This window comes from Photobacterium sp. R1 (assembly GCF_054600795.1).
This window is the reverse complement of sequence record NZ_BAAHZP010000006.1, coordinates 185,338-200,248: the sequence shown is the minus strand read 5'-3', so window position 1 is coordinate 200,248 and position 14,911 is coordinate 185,338. Positions and strand designations below refer to the sequence as shown.

Annotated in this window: 14 protein-coding genes; 5 read left to right on the top strand and 9 right to left on the bottom strand. The window is 50.7% G+C overall.

Annotation, left to right across the window (positions count from 1 at the left end; translation table 11 throughout):
• Positions 1-8: 8 nt before the first annotated feature.
• Positions 9-680: a TetR family transcriptional repressor PsrA gene (locus tag ACYP03_RS12195; protein WP_330959222.1), complete on the bottom strand. Its 672-nt coding sequence runs from the start codon at positions 678-680 to the stop codon at positions 9-11.
• 564 nt (positions 681-1,244) lie between these two features.
• A complete protein-coding gene (locus ACYP03_RS12190) occupies positions 1,245-2,075 on the bottom strand; it encodes an NAD-dependent epimerase/dehydratase family protein (RefSeq protein ID WP_330959221.1) in 831 nt (276 codons plus the stop codon).
• A 316-nt stretch (positions 2,076-2,391) separates the two neighbouring features.
• On the opposite strand from ACYP03_RS12190, the gene ACYP03_RS12185 reads away from it, so the two are divergent.
• On the top strand, positions 2,392-3,246 hold the full coding sequence (locus ACYP03_RS12185) for a MurR/RpiR family transcriptional regulator (protein WP_248140691.1): 855 nt from the start codon (positions 2,392-2,394) through the stop codon (positions 3,244-3,246).
• 323 nt (positions 3,247-3,569) lie between these two features.
• A complete protein-coding gene (gene pyk / locus ACYP03_RS12180) occupies positions 3,570-5,015 on the top strand; it encodes a pyruvate kinase (protein ID WP_248140692.1) in 1,446 nt (481 codons plus the stop codon).
• Between the two features lie 65 nt (positions 5,016-5,080).
• Here the strand turns inward: pyk and rimJ are convergent, their stop codons facing one another.
• Positions 5,081-5,665: a ribosomal protein S5-alanine N-acetyltransferase gene (gene rimJ / locus ACYP03_RS12175; protein WP_330959220.1), complete on the bottom strand. Its 585-nt coding sequence runs from the start codon at positions 5,663-5,665 to the stop codon at positions 5,081-5,083.
• A gap of 117 nt (positions 5,666-5,782) precedes the next feature.
• On the opposite strand from rimJ, the gene ACYP03_RS12170 reads away from it, so the two are divergent.
• Positions 5,783-6,268: a methylated-DNA--[protein]-cysteine S-methyltransferase gene (locus ACYP03_RS12170; RefSeq protein WP_248140694.1), complete on the top strand. Its 486-nt coding sequence runs from the start codon at positions 5,783-5,785 to the stop codon at positions 6,266-6,268.
• A 30-nt stretch (positions 6,269-6,298) separates the two neighbouring features.
• Here the strand turns inward: ACYP03_RS12170 and tyrR are convergent, their stop codons facing one another.
• The 6 genes from tyrR to pspA all read right to left on the bottom strand — a co-directional run bounded on the left by tyrR (position 6,299) and on the right by pspA (position 11,886).
• A complete protein-coding gene (gene tyrR / locus ACYP03_RS12165; RefSeq protein ID WP_248140695.1) occupies positions 6,299-7,834 on the bottom strand; it encodes a transcriptional regulator TyrR in 1,536 nt (511 codons plus the stop codon).
• Positions 7,835-8,050: 216 nt separating this feature from the next.
• Positions 8,051-9,091, bottom strand: coding sequence for a YcjF family protein (locus ACYP03_RS12160; protein WP_459780065.1), 1,041 nt, complete (start codon positions 9,089-9,091; stop codon positions 8,051-8,053).
• Positions 9,088-10,485, bottom strand: coding sequence for a YcjX family GTP-binding protein (locus tag ACYP03_RS12155; protein WP_459780205.1), 1,398 nt, complete (start codon positions 10,483-10,485; stop codon positions 9,088-9,090). Before ACYP03_RS12155 ends, ACYP03_RS12160 begins: the two co-directional genes overlap by 4 nt.
• 103 nt (positions 10,486-10,588) lie before the next feature.
• Positions 10,589-10,972 (bottom strand): envelope stress response membrane protein PspC, encoded by a 384-nt coding sequence (gene pspC, locus ACYP03_RS12150; protein WP_248140699.1) that lies wholly within the window; start codon positions 10,970-10,972, stop codon positions 10,589-10,591.
• Complete coding sequence (gene pspB, locus ACYP03_RS12145; RefSeq protein WP_248140702.1) at positions 10,969-11,199, bottom strand: envelope stress response membrane protein PspB; 231 nt, start codon at positions 11,197-11,199, stop codon at positions 10,969-10,971. The genes pspC and pspB overlap by 4 nt, the downstream gene beginning before the upstream one ends.
• A gap of 21 nt (positions 11,200-11,220) precedes the next feature.
• Positions 11,221-11,886, bottom strand: coding sequence for a phage shock protein PspA (pspA, locus tag ACYP03_RS12140; protein WP_330959218.1), 666 nt, complete (start codon positions 11,884-11,886; stop codon positions 11,221-11,223).
• Between the two features lie 263 nt (positions 11,887-12,149).
• On the opposite strand from pspA, the gene pspF reads away from it, so the two are divergent.
• Positions 12,150-13,166: a phage shock protein operon transcriptional activator gene (gene pspF / locus ACYP03_RS12135; protein ID WP_459780061.1), complete on the top strand. Its 1,017-nt coding sequence runs from the start codon at positions 12,150-12,152 to the stop codon at positions 13,164-13,166.
• A 122-nt stretch (positions 13,167-13,288) separates the two neighbouring features.
• Entirely contained in the window at positions 13,289-14,908 is a 1,620-nt protein-coding gene (gene sapA / locus ACYP03_RS12130; RefSeq protein ID WP_248140706.1) for an ABC transporter substrate-binding protein SapA, read from the top strand.
• Positions 14,909-14,911 lie beyond the last annotated feature (3 nt).

The window sequence follows — 14,911 nt, the reverse complement described above, 5'->3', positions numbered from 1 at the left end:
TGCAGGGTTCAGTATGAGTTTTCTATTGCATTGCTGACTGGTGACGTCATCTCGATGGGGGCTGCAACGCCTGCAGCCAGATACGGCACCATACGATCAATTAAATCAGCGGTGGTGACGGCACATTTGAAATCGTTCTCTGCAATTTCCCGCAGCGCTGTACTGGAAGCCATCGTGAATACTGAAGCGCCCAGGGTGAAATGCAGACGCCAGAAAAGTGTTTCCGGATCCAGAGAAGGGTTCGCACGGCAAACGGCTTTTGTGAACAGATTCAGCACCTGACTGTAGCGGGTGACAATAAACCAGCGCAGGTGCCCCTGAACATCTGTATAGCCACGGCCAATCAGAGACATAAAAATCGTCGCGCCATTCGGGCGGAAATCACTGAGCTTCAGCAGCGGCTGTTTAGTACAGCGAAAGACATCTTCCATCGAGAAATCATCGCGGGTCAGCAGCACTTCCAGCTCTTGCTTCAGGGCAGGCATGAACTCTTCCAGATAGCGGCTGAGCACTGCACGAATCAGGGTTTTCTTATCACCATAGTGATAGTTCACAGAGGCCAGGTTGACTCCCGCTTTGCTGGTAATAGTACGCAGCGAAGTTTCCTTAAAGCCATGCTCAGCAAACAGCAGCTCAGCGGCATCCAGAATTCGGCTTTTTGTATCAGCTTTGATTGCCATGTTAAGTCACCCGTATTAAACACACGTTTAAACTCTACACCCTGCTAACAGATTTAACAAGCGATGAACAGAGTCGTGAGATTGAATAACAGAAAAAAATATAAAAAATGAGAGATGAAATGGGAACCATGCTTTATTGACGTAGTCATACATAGTGCCACTGCTTTTTCTTAGAAGATTTTCTTCAAAGCCCGTTTCCATTTGGTTACGGGTTTTCTTTCATTTGAAGCCAGTGAACGCCACATCGCCAACCTTAAATGCATTCTTCAAACAAATATCAGCTTTATTCCCGCTTCGAAATCAGCCAGTTAGAAAAAAACATGAAAAAAGTAATGTGAATGCGGAACTAAGCCCATGCCCTCAGGTCATAACAAGTGACATTAAGATTAACGAATTGACTGATTCACCGGCCGCCCATGAATGGTTCATTGAACAGCTTTAATCGACAATGCCACTGCTGCTAAACTCCTAATTGTGTTAAGGATACATTCCTCCCGCTGACAATTCAGCGGGATTTTTTTATCTGCGTCACGAAGCAAAATTCAGTCTGCAAGTCGGCTGAAGTCAGTACTCCGGCGCCAGTGACAACAGATCCTCATGTTGCCAATCAAGTCCCAACTCGCGGGCAGTCCTTTCTGCATTGATCCATTTTCCGTTTTCACCTTCTTGCAGAAACTCAGGAACCGGTAACCCGGCCAGCCTTGCCATTTCACGGTAATAAAGCTCACGACTCGGATGCTGCGGTGCACATAAATGCAGGGTGGTCATTGTCGGCCAGCGTTTCAGCATTGCCATGACAGCACGAATGACGTCATCGAGATGTACCAGATTCACAGGCGCCCTGCCGTTGGCAATTGCCTGCCCGCCGGCCAGGTATTTAACCGGGTGGCGATGAGGGCCAATCAGACCGGCAAGCCGCAAGACGATCAGATCCTGTCCCCACATCTGACGCAGACTTTGCTCCAGATGGAAATGAGCCTGACCAGATATCGTCGTGGGAACAGGTATCGTGTCTTCAGTGACTTCCCCTTCTGCATCACCATAAACTGATGTCGTGCTGATAAAAATCATCCGCTTGCAGCCCGCTTGTTTTGCAGCCTGCGACAAACCGGTAATTTTTTCGATATAAGATGCAGCAGTCATGTTACGGCGACCCGGCGGGACGTTCACGATGAGCAGATCGGCCGACAAAAAATCTTCAAGGGATGCAATATCAGCAGTACCTAACGGCAGCTGCAAGACAACACCATCGATCCCCGCTTGCCGAAGACTTTGAATACCAGACTCACTCTGTTTTGTGCCTGTCACCGGAAAACCGGCCTGACTCAGAGATTTAGCAAGAGGCTGCCCCAGCCAGCCACAACCGCAAATACTGATACGCATTTTTGTTTCCATTGAGATATTCCTTGTCGTCAGCGGGCGTTGTATTTTTGTTGTACATTTAATTCAATCTGTAAATTAATTCCGCCACTTGAAAATTAATAACGCAAACCAGCGGAATACTCGGTATTTCATTCATTTTTCCCCTTTAAAATCATTTCAAAACTGAAAGGGAAAGTAGATCGTGATCAAACTATAATAAAAAGGAAAAGTGATTTTCAGAGATTTACTAGGAGGCGTGAAAAGAAAAGTAGTATAGTTTCATCATATTCGACATCGTTCCTACGATCTCGCCAATTTTGAAATTCAGTAACGAATCGCGGTTATCGCTATGAATACCCTTGAAAAAATACAAAACAATCTGGAAAACTTCAGTAAGTCCGAGCGTAAAGTTGCTGAAGTGATCATTGCTTCCCCGCAAACCGCTATTCATTCAAGCATCGCGACACTGGCCAAAATGGCCGATGTCAGTGAGCCAACGGTCAACCGTTTTTGTCGTCGCCTGGATACCAAAGGCTTCCCGGATTTCAAACTCCACCTTGCCCAAAGTCTGGCAAACGGCACACCTTACGTGAACCGTAATGTTGAAGAAGACGACAGTGCTGAAGCCTACACGGCAAAAATTTTCGAATCAACAATGGCTTGCCTTGATGTTGCGAAAAGTAGTCTGGATGCCATGCAGATAAACCGCGCTGTGGATCTGCTCACGCAAGCCAAGCGTATTTCTTTCTTCGGGCTGGGTGCTTCAGCGTCCGTCGCGCATGATGCCATGAACAAATTCTTCCGCTTTAACATCCCAATTGTCTGTTTTGACGATGTTGTGATGCAGCGGATGAGTGTCATCAACTGCAGTGATAACGATGTTGTGGTTCTCATTTCTCACACCGGCCGGACCAAAAACCTGGTAGAAATTGCTGCCATGGCCCGTGAAAATGGTGCCACCGTGATCGGGATTACCGCTAAGGACTCGCCACTGGATCGTGAATGCTCGCTGTCTATCTGCCTGGATGTCCCGGAAGATACCGATATCTACATGCCGATGGCCAGCCGCGTCGTCCAGATGACTGTCATTGATGTGCTTGCCACAGGCTTTACCCTGCGCCGTGGCCCTGGCTTCAGAGAAAACCTCAAGCGCGTGAAAGAGTCGATCAAAGACTCCCGTATCGCGAAAGAAGGTCTGTTTTAAACGCAGAGCTCCGGCTACGGAAAAACAATCTCCGCAAAACCAATACGCTGAAAATCCCTGAAAGCATGGCTTTATCGCCATGCTTTTCTTTTTTATACTCTCAGAGTTTGAAACAGAACATTCACATTCAATTTTCATGGATGAAAATGACGAACATGGACTGTTAAATTCATCAATTCATTGTCCTATGTCGCCTTTTCATCACAATCACCTGTAATAATATTACAGATAGTGATAACACTATATAGCCACGCATCCTCAGGATGCCTGGGTATTATAATTACCTCATCTCAACGTATCCTTTCGACTAGATGGAGAGCTTCATGTCTCAAAGGCTAAGACGTACCAAGATTGTAACCACACTCGGCCCTGCTACCGATCGCGACAACAACCTCGAAGCCATCATTGCGGCCGGTGCTAACGTGGTACGCATGAACTTTTCTCACGGCAGCCCTGAAGACCATATCCAGCGCACTAAAAAAGTACGTGAAATTGCCGCTAAACTTGGCCGCCACGTTGCCATTCTTGGCGACCTGCAAGGCCCGAAAATCCGGATTTCGACCTTTAAAGAAGGCAAAATTCACCTGGCTGTCGGTGACACCTTTACGCTCGACAGCGAGCTGCCAAAAGGCGAAGGCAGCAAACAGGCTGTAGGCCTGGACTATAAAGAATTACCCAAAGATGTCGGCCCTGCCGATGTTCTGTTGTTGGATGACGGCCGTGTTCAGCTTGAAGTCACTCAGGTCGAAGGAAACAAAGTTCACACCAAAGTGATTGTTGGTGGTCCGCTGTCAAACAACAAAGGAATCAACAAAAAAGGCGGCGGCCTGTCTGCCGAAGCCCTGACTGAAAAAGATAAAGCCGACATCATCACTGCTGCGGCAATGAATGTTGATTACCTGGCTGTCTCCTTCCCGCGTAACGGCGAAGACATGCACTACGCTCGCCGCCTGGCGACAGATGCAGGCCTGAATGCGCGTCTGGTAGCAAAAGTTGAACGTGCTGAAGCTGTGGCCAGTGAAGAAGCCATGGATGACATCATCCTGGCTTCCGATGCCGTTATGGTCGCCCGGGGTGATCTGGGTGTTGAAATTGGCGATCCGGAACTGATTGGCGTTCAGAAGAAACTGATTCGACGCGCGCGCAGCCTGAACCGTACGGTTATCACCGCCACACAGATGATGGAATCAATGATCACAAGCCCGATGCCAACCCGTGCCGAAGTCATGGACGTTGCTAACGCCGTGCTGGATGGTACCGATGCCGTAATGCTGTCTGCGGAGACAGCGGCTGGGGATTACCCGGTTGAAACGGTACAAGCCATGTCGAGCGTGTGTCTGGGTGCGGAAAAAGAGCACAGCGTCAATGTTTCTTCTCACCGTATGGACCGTACTTTTGATACGGCCGAAGAAACCATTGCGATGTCTACCATGTATGCCGCAAACCACATGGTGGGTGTGAAGGCTATGATTACCCTGACAGAGTCCGGCCGTACTCCGCTGATGATGTCACGCATCTCTTCTGGTCTGCCTATCTTTGCGCTGTCGCGTAATGAACAGACTCTGAATCGTGCGGCGCTGTATCGTGGCGTTACACCAGTGTATTTTGACCGTGAAGGTGATGCGGGTCTGGATGTTGCAAAACACGCCGTGAACGATCTGAAAGAACTGAATCTGCTCAAATCGGGTGACCTGGTCATTATCACGCAGGGCGACATCATGGATACAGTCGGCAGCACGAACAACATGCGAATTCTGACTGTAGAATAAAGCTCGCTGCATTCAGTAAAAGAAAAAAGCTTGCGTACACCGCAAGCTTTTTTTCTTTCAAACAGTCACAATTCTGGCTGAATCCAGTGCGGATTGATCCGGGCGGTCAGAATATGATCTTCCCATCGCCCATTAATCAGCAGATATTCTCTAGCCACGCCTTCCTGTTCAAAGCCAGCTGATTTCAATACCGCTGCACTTCGCTGATTTCGAGGAATATACGCAGCCATCACCCGATGAAAATGCTGCTCCTCAAACATCCAGCGGATCGCGGCATTCAGGGCCCGTCGCATGATCCCCTTCCCCTGCAGCTTTTCATCCAGCGAATATCCCACATGACAGGCATAAAAAGGATGACGGACCAGATTGCTAAAATTAATCACGCCGCAGACTTCGTCTGACCCTTCTCTGAAAATCACAAAATAATAGGCCAGATGATGCTTATGAAGCTCTGTCAGCTGTGCCAGCCGTCGCTCCCACCCTGCCACCGTAAAAAAAGCAGGATCCCGAAGCGGCTCCCAAGGCTGAAGAAAATTTTTATTGCGCTGATAATAAGCAGCAATCTGATGTGCATCTCTGTTGGTCACCAGACGAACTGTCAATTCATCGACTTTCAAAGAGGATGAGCGCTGAATAATTGAATGAAACAAGCTGACCTCTGCTTACTGCATCTATACTTTCTAGTTAACGCGACCGGCATTTTTTGTCGAGCGTTGAATGGCCTGACCCAGGCAGAATTTGTCGCTCTCTGACTATCTAAGGCAACTATGTACTACGATCTCATCCACACGGAGCTCGGCCTTATTTTTCTGCAAGCCGACCAAGAGGGGCTTAAATTACTCGCCTTTGCCAGTGACGGTTTCCAACCCTCTCCAAGCTGGATTCATCACCCTGAGAAAATGCACGAATATTCCAGTCAGGTAAAGGAATACCTCAGAGGCCAGCGCCAGCAGTTTTCTCTGTCCCTGGCACCAACAGGCACAGACTTTCAAAAGAAAGTGTGGCTGGCAATTCAGGAAATTCCTTACGGGCAAATCATGACCTGCCAGCAAATTGCTGCACAGCTGGGAAACAAAAAGGCACATCAGGCGGTCGCACTGGCAAAGAATGTGAATCCCATCCCTCTGGTTATCCCCTGCCACCGTGTGGCTTGTGACCATCCCAGATTAAGCTGTCGTTTCGGGCTGGATCTGATTCATCGCCTGCGAGAACTGGAAGCCGGTCATATTCAGCCTCAGCTCTTACCGCTCTGAACTGTCTTCAGTTACAGAGCGGTTCACAGGTTAAGGTTTATTAATACCGTACTCACGCAGTTTATTTGCGACTGCCGTGTGAGAAACACCCAGGCGTTTCGCCAGTTTGCGGGTTGACGGATAACTGCGGTACAGGTTTGACAGAATGCCGGACTCATACCGCTTCATGATGTCATCCAGTGTCCCGTCAAGCGTCTCTTCGTTGATCACGCTGGCAGACTCATGTTCCGGCAAATGAATATCATCCACCGTCATTTCATTACTTTCCAGCTGTGTCATCGCACGGAACAGCACATTGCGAAGCTGGCGGATGTTCCCCGGCCACGCATACTGACTCAGCATCTGAGACAATTTGTCGGAAAGCGCAGGTTTCGGCTGCTGAAGTTCCTGAGCAAACTGAGACACAAACAACTCAGCCAATGGCACAATATCCGCAGCACGCTCCCGCAATGGCGGTACAACCAGCGACAGCACATTCAGACGATAGTAAAGATCCTCACGGAACTGTCCCGCAGCCACCAGATCCGGCAAGCGTTTCTGCGTCGAGCAAATCACCCGGACGTCGACCTTCACTTCATGTTCTTCACCCACGCGGCGGAAAGTACCGTCTTGCAGGAATCGCAGCAGTTTCACCTGCAGATGAGAGGACATCTCACCAATTTCATACAGGAAAACGGTCCCGCCGCTGGCTTGCTCGAAAATCCCTTTTTTGCCCGGTTCACCGCCTGTCCCGGCAACCCCGAACAATTCAGTTTCTGCAGCATTGTCTGGCATGGAGACACAGTTCACCAGCAAAAACGGTTTATCCCGTCTCAGAGAACGCTGATGGCAGGCACGGGCAAGCATTTCTTTACCGGTACCGGTTTCACCCTGAATCAGCAGCGGAGCATCCAGCAGCGACAATTTCTTCGCCTGCGCTATCAGATGGCGGAAACGCGAAGACTGACCAACCAGATGTTCGAAACCGTTATCACCGCTAATCTGACGCATCGCCAGCGGCATTTTCGCTTCAGAAAGTGATTTCAGCAGAATCACAGCACTGGCCAGCACTTCATTTTCCGCATCATCCGTAACATAAACCGGCAGGACTTCCATCAGATAATCCAGCCCGGCCAGTACGACCATTTCGCTGTAATGTTTGGCGCCGTCTTTCTCCAGCCAACGGTTGAAGTTAAACCCCAGAACACTGTGTATGGTCTCACCGAGGACTGCTTCACGGGATTTCCCCAGAACCAGCTCCGCGGGCTGATTGGTCAGGTCAATTTTGCCGTGCAGGTTGACCGAGAAAAACGGATCCGGCAACGCTTCCAACAAAGCTTTCAACTCTTTGTGCTCACGCTCGCTGGGCATGAACTGTATTTTGCGAACATCTGTAACACCGTCCAGCTGACGGATTTGAGACATCAGCTGACGAAATTCTTCGAATTCGATTTCCGGACAATTGAGATAAATGATCCCGCTACGATCGATTTCGATACCGTGCAAATCCAATTCACGGCTGGCGAGAATATCCAGTAGTTCGCGGGTCATTCCTAGCCGGTCGACACAAAAGACTTGTAGTCTCATAGCAATTGCCTATTCACTCCAGACTAACTGTCAACAATTCGTGACACGGAAGAAGTGTGCGCGGAAGTTTCCGGATCGTCAAGACAGTAAATGCACAAGGTGAGAGCTGTATCGTGATGATATGGCGGCAAAAAAGCCCAATTGATGATTCATGCCATAGATTGAATAAAAAACAACCAGCCTGAATCCCTGGCTGGTTGTCTGCAATATCCTGAATCAGGTCTTTGGTGTCTCTGATTGATCCGCCCCCAAGCGCCCGATTAAATCCCGGCGAATATCGCTTAATGCCGGTGCCTGATCCGGCTGCCAGGGCAATGGACGCATCAGATTCATCGCCTTCAGCCCCAGCCGCCCGGTCAGCAGGCCAATCCCCAGTCCCTGCGCAGCTCTGGCGGACAAACGCCCCGTCAGGTGGACAGACAACAGATCCATACTGCTGTCTGTGATTAACTCACTGGCCCCGGCAATCGCCATATTTTTCAGAACCAGTTTAAACAACTGAATTCGGGACCAGTAACCCAGTTCAATCCCATAGACAGCCGCAATCTGGTCAATCAAACGGAAATTACGCCAGGCCACCAGTAAAGCATCGGCAATCGCCAGCGGGCTGACTGCCACCATCAAAGCGGCTTCACGGGCATACTTCACCACCAGTTTCTTCGCCTGCTTATCCTGCTGACTGACCACCAGGTGATCGTACATCTGCATTACTTCCGCATCGTTATGCGTGGCGGCAAGCGACGCCAGCCATCGGCTGTAACCGGCATTTTCATGCGTAATCCCGCCTTGTTTTGCCAATCGGGTACAGAACGCTTTCCCCTGGCCGATACCGTCTTCCGCCAGCAATTGCTCTGCCTGCTCACGCTCCGTCTGCCGTGCTTTCAGACACCGCAGACGCACCCATTCACGGCCAATCGCACCAATTCCCGTGGCAGCCACAGAAGCCACCAGCACACTCCAGCCCAGTGATAGCCAGTCGCCACTCTGATAAGCCGTAGCGACATAATCCACACTCTGCCAGACGGTCAGACCCACGCCCCCGAGCAGCAACGTCTTCAGCCAGCGTCCTTTTGAGCTGCGCTTGCCCAGTGTTTTCTGCAACTGCGCCTCAGCCTGCGTTTCCTGCTCATCTTCAGGTCCGGCGGGCAGAAAGCTCTTCTGTTCGCCGGCAAATTCATAACGGGCTTTCAGCTCAGGCGACGCCTGAGCCTGTTCTTGTTCGTCGAATACAATCTTGCTTTGATACGATTTCGTCATCGTAATTTATCTCCCAGCAAAAACGACAGGGTTTTGTCCATCCGGATATGCGGCAACGGCTCATCACTTTGTTGTGGCAACGGCCGGAAGCTGACAAAGTCAAAGCGCTGCGCTTGCCAGAAACTGTCATCCGGCAGTCGTCTCGGAACTTCTCCCGGAAACAGGGTTTGTGCCTGTCCGGATAACGTATGCCCCCGCAGCGCCGGTACCTGCGTTCCCTGATGCGTGACAAAACCCGGTTCAGTCGCCTGAATCGCCGCCAGACTGGTACAACTCATATTGATGCCTTCAAACGATGCGGTCTGCCAGGCTTCGTTAACCATTTGCTGGAGCAGGCTGACCAGATTCGGGTGCTGTTCCGGGGTTACATGATCCGCTTTGGTGGCGGCAAACAGCACTTTATCAATCCGGGGCGAGAACAGACGACGCAACAACGAGCTGCGGCCATAATGAAAACTCTGCATCAGTTGATTGAGTGCGTGACGCATGTCGTTGAAAGACTCCGGCCCGGCATTCAGCGGCTGCAGACAATCAACCAGAATGATCTGCCGGTCAAAGCGAGAAAAATGCTCGCGGTAGAAGCCTTTCACCACATGCTGCTGATAGTACTTATAGCGGCTGCGCAACATGCCAAAGTTGGTGTTATCACCTGCATCCCTGAGCTGGCTTTCGCTGTATTTCTCCAGCCACATGAAAGGAAAGAACTGCAGCACCGGCGCACCGGCCAGTTCCCCCGGTAACACAAAACGCCCGGGCTGAACCCAGTGCAAACCCGCTTCAGCCTTACATTTATAGAGATATTCCGTAAATTGCGCGGCCAGTTTCGCCAATGCGCTTTCATCTGCAGCCGCCAGCGGGTCGAAGGCTTCTCCTGCGCTCAGCCAGCTCTTTGCCAGTGCCTGACGACGTCCCGTCATCAGCCGGGCCTGTTGTTTTGACCACGCCAGATAGTCCATCTCCAGCAACGGTAAATCGAGCAGCCATTCTCCCGGATAGTCAATAATATCCAGATACAGGGTGGCGGTATCCTGCAACAATTTCAGCGGGCCTTTCTGCGGCTTGAATCGCAATGCCATTCGGATCTGGCTGACATCCCGGGTCGGCTCAGGCCAGTGCGGCGGAGTCGTCAGCAAAGCCTGCATCCCCTCTTCATAACCGAAAGCTGGTACATGCATGTCAATCTGAGGCACCCGGCGGGCCCCCAGCAGATAACCATCGCTGACGGCCGGAAATAAAGGCAGCCTCGGGTTGGTACTGACATGCTGTAACTGATTAACCAACGAAGTAATAAATGCCGTTTTCCCTGCCCGGGATAATCCAGTCACGGCAAGCCTGACGTGCCTGTCCAGACCTCGGTTCACCAGCTTATTGAGCTCTTGCCCCAAATGAATCATATCCTGCCCTTTGAATTTGAGTTGTGATTGGCTGGAACAGAAAAGCAGGCCGCTGCCTGCTTTACTTCTGACACCTGAATTCATTCAGGTTCATTTTTACGGTTTAAAGCTGCTTAAAAGCTTTCTCGACATTGAAGGCAGAGGAAGTCACATAAGCTTCCATCTCCCGAAGCTTACTTTCCATCCCGTCCATCTCGGTCTCAAGATTATCAAGCACCTGTGATGGCGGTTGTCCCGACTGCCAGGGTTTCTGCTTCAGGGTATGCTCTTTATAAGCATTCTGCTGCATTTGTCGTTCCTCTGGCATCTTGTCCAGAAACAGGCAGGCTGCAACGTAAGCAAGGATGACAAAAAAACCTAACAGCAGAAACGCAGACACGGTGAGGATACGTACCACCCAGGCTTCCATACCGAAATACTCGGCAACCCCGGCACAGACGCCCCCCAACTTACCGTTCTTCGGATCGCGATATAAGGTTTTTGTCATGACTTCTGCCTCCAGTGCGGTGCTTCAGCATCCAGTATTTTTTCCAGCGTGATAATCCGCTGCTGCATTTGCTCAGCCCGCTCCACCAGCGCCTGTAATTTACTCGCCTCCTCACCGGAGAGACCCTGCGCGGAATGACGTTTACTGCGATAGTGCAGAATCAGCCACAAGGGGGCGACAAATACCAGAAAGACAATCAACGGCCCGATAATGAATCCCATAGACATGCTATTTCTCCTTCCTAGGCGTTATTCTTTGTCTTTCATACCAGCTTTCAGACGCTCAAGCTCCTTTTCAATCTCATCCTGCGCCTGAAGATCGGCAAACTCCTGTTCCAGGCTCTTGCCCCGGCCTAAATTATAGCTATCGGCTTCAGCTTCCATTTCATCAATACGACGCTCGTACTGTTCAAATTTAGACATCGCCTCATCAACTTTACTGGTGTCCAGCTGACGACGCACATCACGGCGGTTCCCCGCAGCCTGATGACGCATCACCAGTGCCTGCTGACGGGCGCGGGTTTCCTGCAGCTTCCGCTCCAGCTCAGCCACTTCATTCGCCAGCTTATTGATGGTTTCATCCACCAGCTTATATTCTTCCTCCAGCGCCAGTACCACATCACTGATTTTCTGTTTTTCAATCAGCGCGGCACGGGCCAGATCTTCACGATTTTTCTGCAGTGCCAGCGTTGCTTTATTCTGCCAGTCTTCAGACTGTGCCTGCAGGCTGGAAATCCGGCGTTGCAGCTCTTTTTTGTCTGCCATCGCTTTGGCAGAAGAAGTACGGACTTCAACCAGCGTATCTTCCATCTCCTGAATGATCAGGCGGATCATTTTTTGCGGATCTTCTGCTTTATCCAGTAATGAATTGACGTTGGCGTTCACGATATCCGCAAAACGAGAAAAAATACCCATAATTGTCTCTCCTTCATTGCCGTAACCGCGAAACCGGGTTACCAGCATTGTGATGTTTGATTTCACCAGACAGCCATCTGTCTATGACTCTGCGTTGTGTATTACAAAAGCCATGCCAACTTTCAAAAACATTGAATATCAGCACGTTAGCTTTACAGACATTGAAAGGGGCTGCTATCTTATGAATGTTTCAGCCAAGTATTGGCGAAATTGACCACCCCAGTTGCTGTAACCCCACTTTTTTGACTGAGACGGAAGAAATGATGCAAAAAACAGACAACCTGATTGGAGAATCAGAATCCTTTCTTGCAGCACTGGACCACGCTTCCCGCCTGGCACCGCTGGAACGCCCGATTCTGATTCTGGGCGAACGGGGAACCGGTAAAGAGCTGATTGCCCAGCGTATCCATTACCTTTCCAAGCGCTGGGATCAGCCGCTGGTATCCCTCAATTGTGCCGCCCTGAGCGAAGGTGTGATTGATTCTGAACTCTTCGGCCATGAAGCCGGTTCCTTTACGGGCGCCAAAGGCCGACATCAGGGCCGCTTTGAGCGGGCTGAAGGCGGCACGCTGTTCCTTGATGAGCTTGCGACTTCACCGCTTGGCATACAGGAAAAATTGCTCCGGGTGATTGAGTATGGAGAATATGAACGGGTCGGCGGCAGCAAAACCTGCCAGGCTAACGTCAGACTTATCTGCGCCACCAATGCTGACTTACCCGCCATGGCAGACACCGGTAAATTCAGAGCCGACCTGCTTGACCGGTTAGCTTTTGACATCATTCACTTGCCGCCATTGCGAGAGCGTAAAGACGATATTCTGCCCCTGGCAGAGTACTACGCGGTCCGTATGTGCCGTGAAATGGGTTACGGCTACTTTGCCGGTTTCAGCCCAACCGCCCGGCAATCCCTGCTACGTTATCAGTGGCCCGGTAATGTCCGCGAATTAAAAAATACTGTGGAGCGCTCCGTCTTCCGCCACAGCAGAGAAGACCAGCCTGTCTCCACGATCGTTCTGGATCCCTTCTCGCCTCCATGGCATGAAGCACCACAGACAAACAGCACTGAACCTGCTGAACAAAAAGCAGAACAAGCTCAGCCCCGATTACCGCTCGATTTACGCGTTTTTCAGGCTGAGCAGGAAGTTCAGCTCATCAATCAGGCACTGGAACAAGCCAAGTTCAACCAGCGAAAAGCCGCGCAACTGCTTGGATTAAGCTACCATCAACTCAGAGGCTTACTCCGTAAGCATGATATGGTTGGCAGCAACCAGGAAGAATAAGAAAACGACGAGATTTCAGAAAATCACTTTGGTAATTGAAGGAGATACCTTGGTGCTTGACGCGGAAAGTGGTAAATTTAGCTACTTGTTTTTACTCTACACCTTTTGATAAGAGCGTTGTTATGAACGCCTGTTTCCGATTGCTGCTCGTCTTTACCGGATTGCTGGGTTTGACCGCCTGTTCTCAGCCCCAAGAAGACAATACCATCCGTAAGTGGGGATTTATTTATTGTGGTCAGGATACCCCATGGACCTTCAATCCGCAGTTAACTGACGGCGGCCATACGGCAGACAGCCTTGCAGCCCAGATTTTTGATCGCCTGCTCCAGTTGGACCCGGTCAGTCATTTGCCGCAGCCCGCACTTGCCAGTCGCTGGGATGTCAGTGAAGACGGCCTCGAGTACACATTTACGCTCAGAGACGATGTGCGGTTTCAGCGGACTGCGAATTTTTCGCCGACACGGCGCTTTAATGCTGAAGACGTGCTGTTCAGTTTCAAGCGGATCATCGATCCCAAGCATCCGTATCATGCCGTCTCAGGTGGCCATTATCCCTGGTTTGAAAGTCAGTCGTTTGCCCGTTTAATCGATCGCATTCAGATCATCGACAAACACCAGATCAAATTTATCCTGACCCGGCCAGACAATGCGTTTCTTTCGACGCTGGCAAGCTCTTATGCGGCCATTCATTCCGCAGAATATGCTGACCAGCTGCTGCGTCAGGGACATCCGGATTATATCGATACCAGACCGGTCGGCACCGGCCCGTTCTATATGGATGAATATCAGCCACACGATCTGATCCGGCTGAAACGCCACCCTTATTACTGGCGCGGCGCACCTTTTATGCATCAGGTGGTCTTTGATATTTCTTCGCGCGGTACCGGCTCGCTGGCTAAATTACTCAACCACGAATGTGATGTGCTGTCTTCTCCGGTTGCCAGTCAGTTGCCCGTGATTAAAAACAATCCCAACTTCGAGCTCATTGCACAAACAGCCATGAATGTGGCATTCCTCGCGATCAATAACAGCATCCCGGCACTTCAGGATGTCCGCGTCCGTCAGGCGATTAATCTGGCGATCAATCGTGAAAACCTGCTCGATTCCGTCTATTACGGTACGGGAACCAAGGCCAAAACACTGCTGCCACCGATGTCCTGGGCGCACGCCTTTGATTTACCGGAAGTCCGTTACGATCCGGACTTGGCACTGAAATTACTGAAAGATGCCGGATACGACCATAACCTGCATCTGATCCTGGCTGTCCCGATGGAACCCAGACCCTACAATCCAAGCCCGCGCAAAACCGCAGAGCTGATTCAGGCCGATCTCCGTGCCGTCGGGATTGAAGTAACTTTGCTGCTGCAGGACAGGCCGCTTCGTCCGGGTTCAGCTGCGCAAAAAAGTATCGACCTGACTCTCACGGGCTGGGTTGCAGATAATGGCGATCCGGATAACTTCCTGCGCCCTCTGCTCTCTTGCAGTGCCAAGCAAGCCGGACTGAATGTCGCGAACTGGTGCAATCTGCAATTTGATAACCTGCTTGAGCTGGCTTCCCGTACCACTCAGTTGGATCAGCGGATGGACTATTACCAGTATGCGCAGGAAATATTACAGGATGAGGTCCCGGTGATCCCGCTGGCACATGGCATCCATTACCAGATCCACCATCACTCTTTGCACGGGCTGCACCTGAGTCCGTTTGGTACCCGCTCGTTTTCCAATGTGTACCGGAGCGAATAACTG

Bases quoted from the DNA above. Each gene is read 5' to 3' on its own strand.
- ACYP03_RS12195 (WP_330959222.1), bottom strand. From the start codon at position 680: ATGGCAATCAAAGCTGATACAAAAAGCCGAATTCTGGATGCCGCTGAG.
- ACYP03_RS12190 (WP_330959221.1), bottom strand. From the start codon at position 2,075: ATGGAAACAAAAATGCGTATCAGTATTTGCGGTTGTGGCTGGCTGGGG.
- ACYP03_RS12185 (WP_248140691.1), top strand. From the start codon at position 2,392: ATGAATACCCTTGAAAAAATACAAAACAATCTGGAAAACTTCAGTAAG.
- pyk (WP_248140692.1), top strand. From the start codon at position 3,570: ATGTCTCAAAGGCTAAGACGTACCAAGATTGTAACCACACTCGGCCCT.
- ACYP03_RS12170 (WP_248140694.1), top strand. From the start codon at position 5,783: ATGTACTACGATCTCATCCACACGGAGCTCGGCCTTATTTTTCTGCAA.
- tyrR (WP_248140695.1), bottom strand. From the start codon at position 7,834: ATGAGACTACAAGTCTTTTGTGTCGACCGGCTAGGAATGACCCGCGAA.
- ACYP03_RS12160 (WP_459780065.1), bottom strand. From the start codon at position 9,091: ATGACGAAATCGTATCAAAGCAAGATTGTATTCGACGAACAAGAACAG.
- ACYP03_RS12155 (WP_459780205.1), bottom strand. From the start codon at position 10,485: ATGATTCATTTGGGGCAAGAGCTCAATAAGCTGGTGAACCGAGGTCTG.
- pspC (WP_248140699.1), bottom strand. From the start codon at position 10,972: ATGACAAAAACCTTATATCGCGATCCGAAGAACGGTAAGTTGGGGGGC.
- pspB (WP_248140702.1), bottom strand. From the start codon at position 11,199: ATGTCTATGGGATTCATTATCGGGCCGTTGATTGTCTTTCTGGTATTT.
- pspA (WP_330959218.1), bottom strand. From the start codon at position 11,886: ATGGGTATTTTTTCTCGTTTTGCGGATATCGTGAACGCCAACGTCAAT.
- pspF (WP_459780061.1), top strand. From the start codon at position 12,150: ATGCAAAAAACAGACAACCTGATTGGAGAATCAGAATCCTTTCTTGCA.
- sapA (WP_248140706.1), top strand. From the start codon at position 13,289: ATGAACGCCTGTTTCCGATTGCTGCTCGTCTTTACCGGATTGCTGGGT.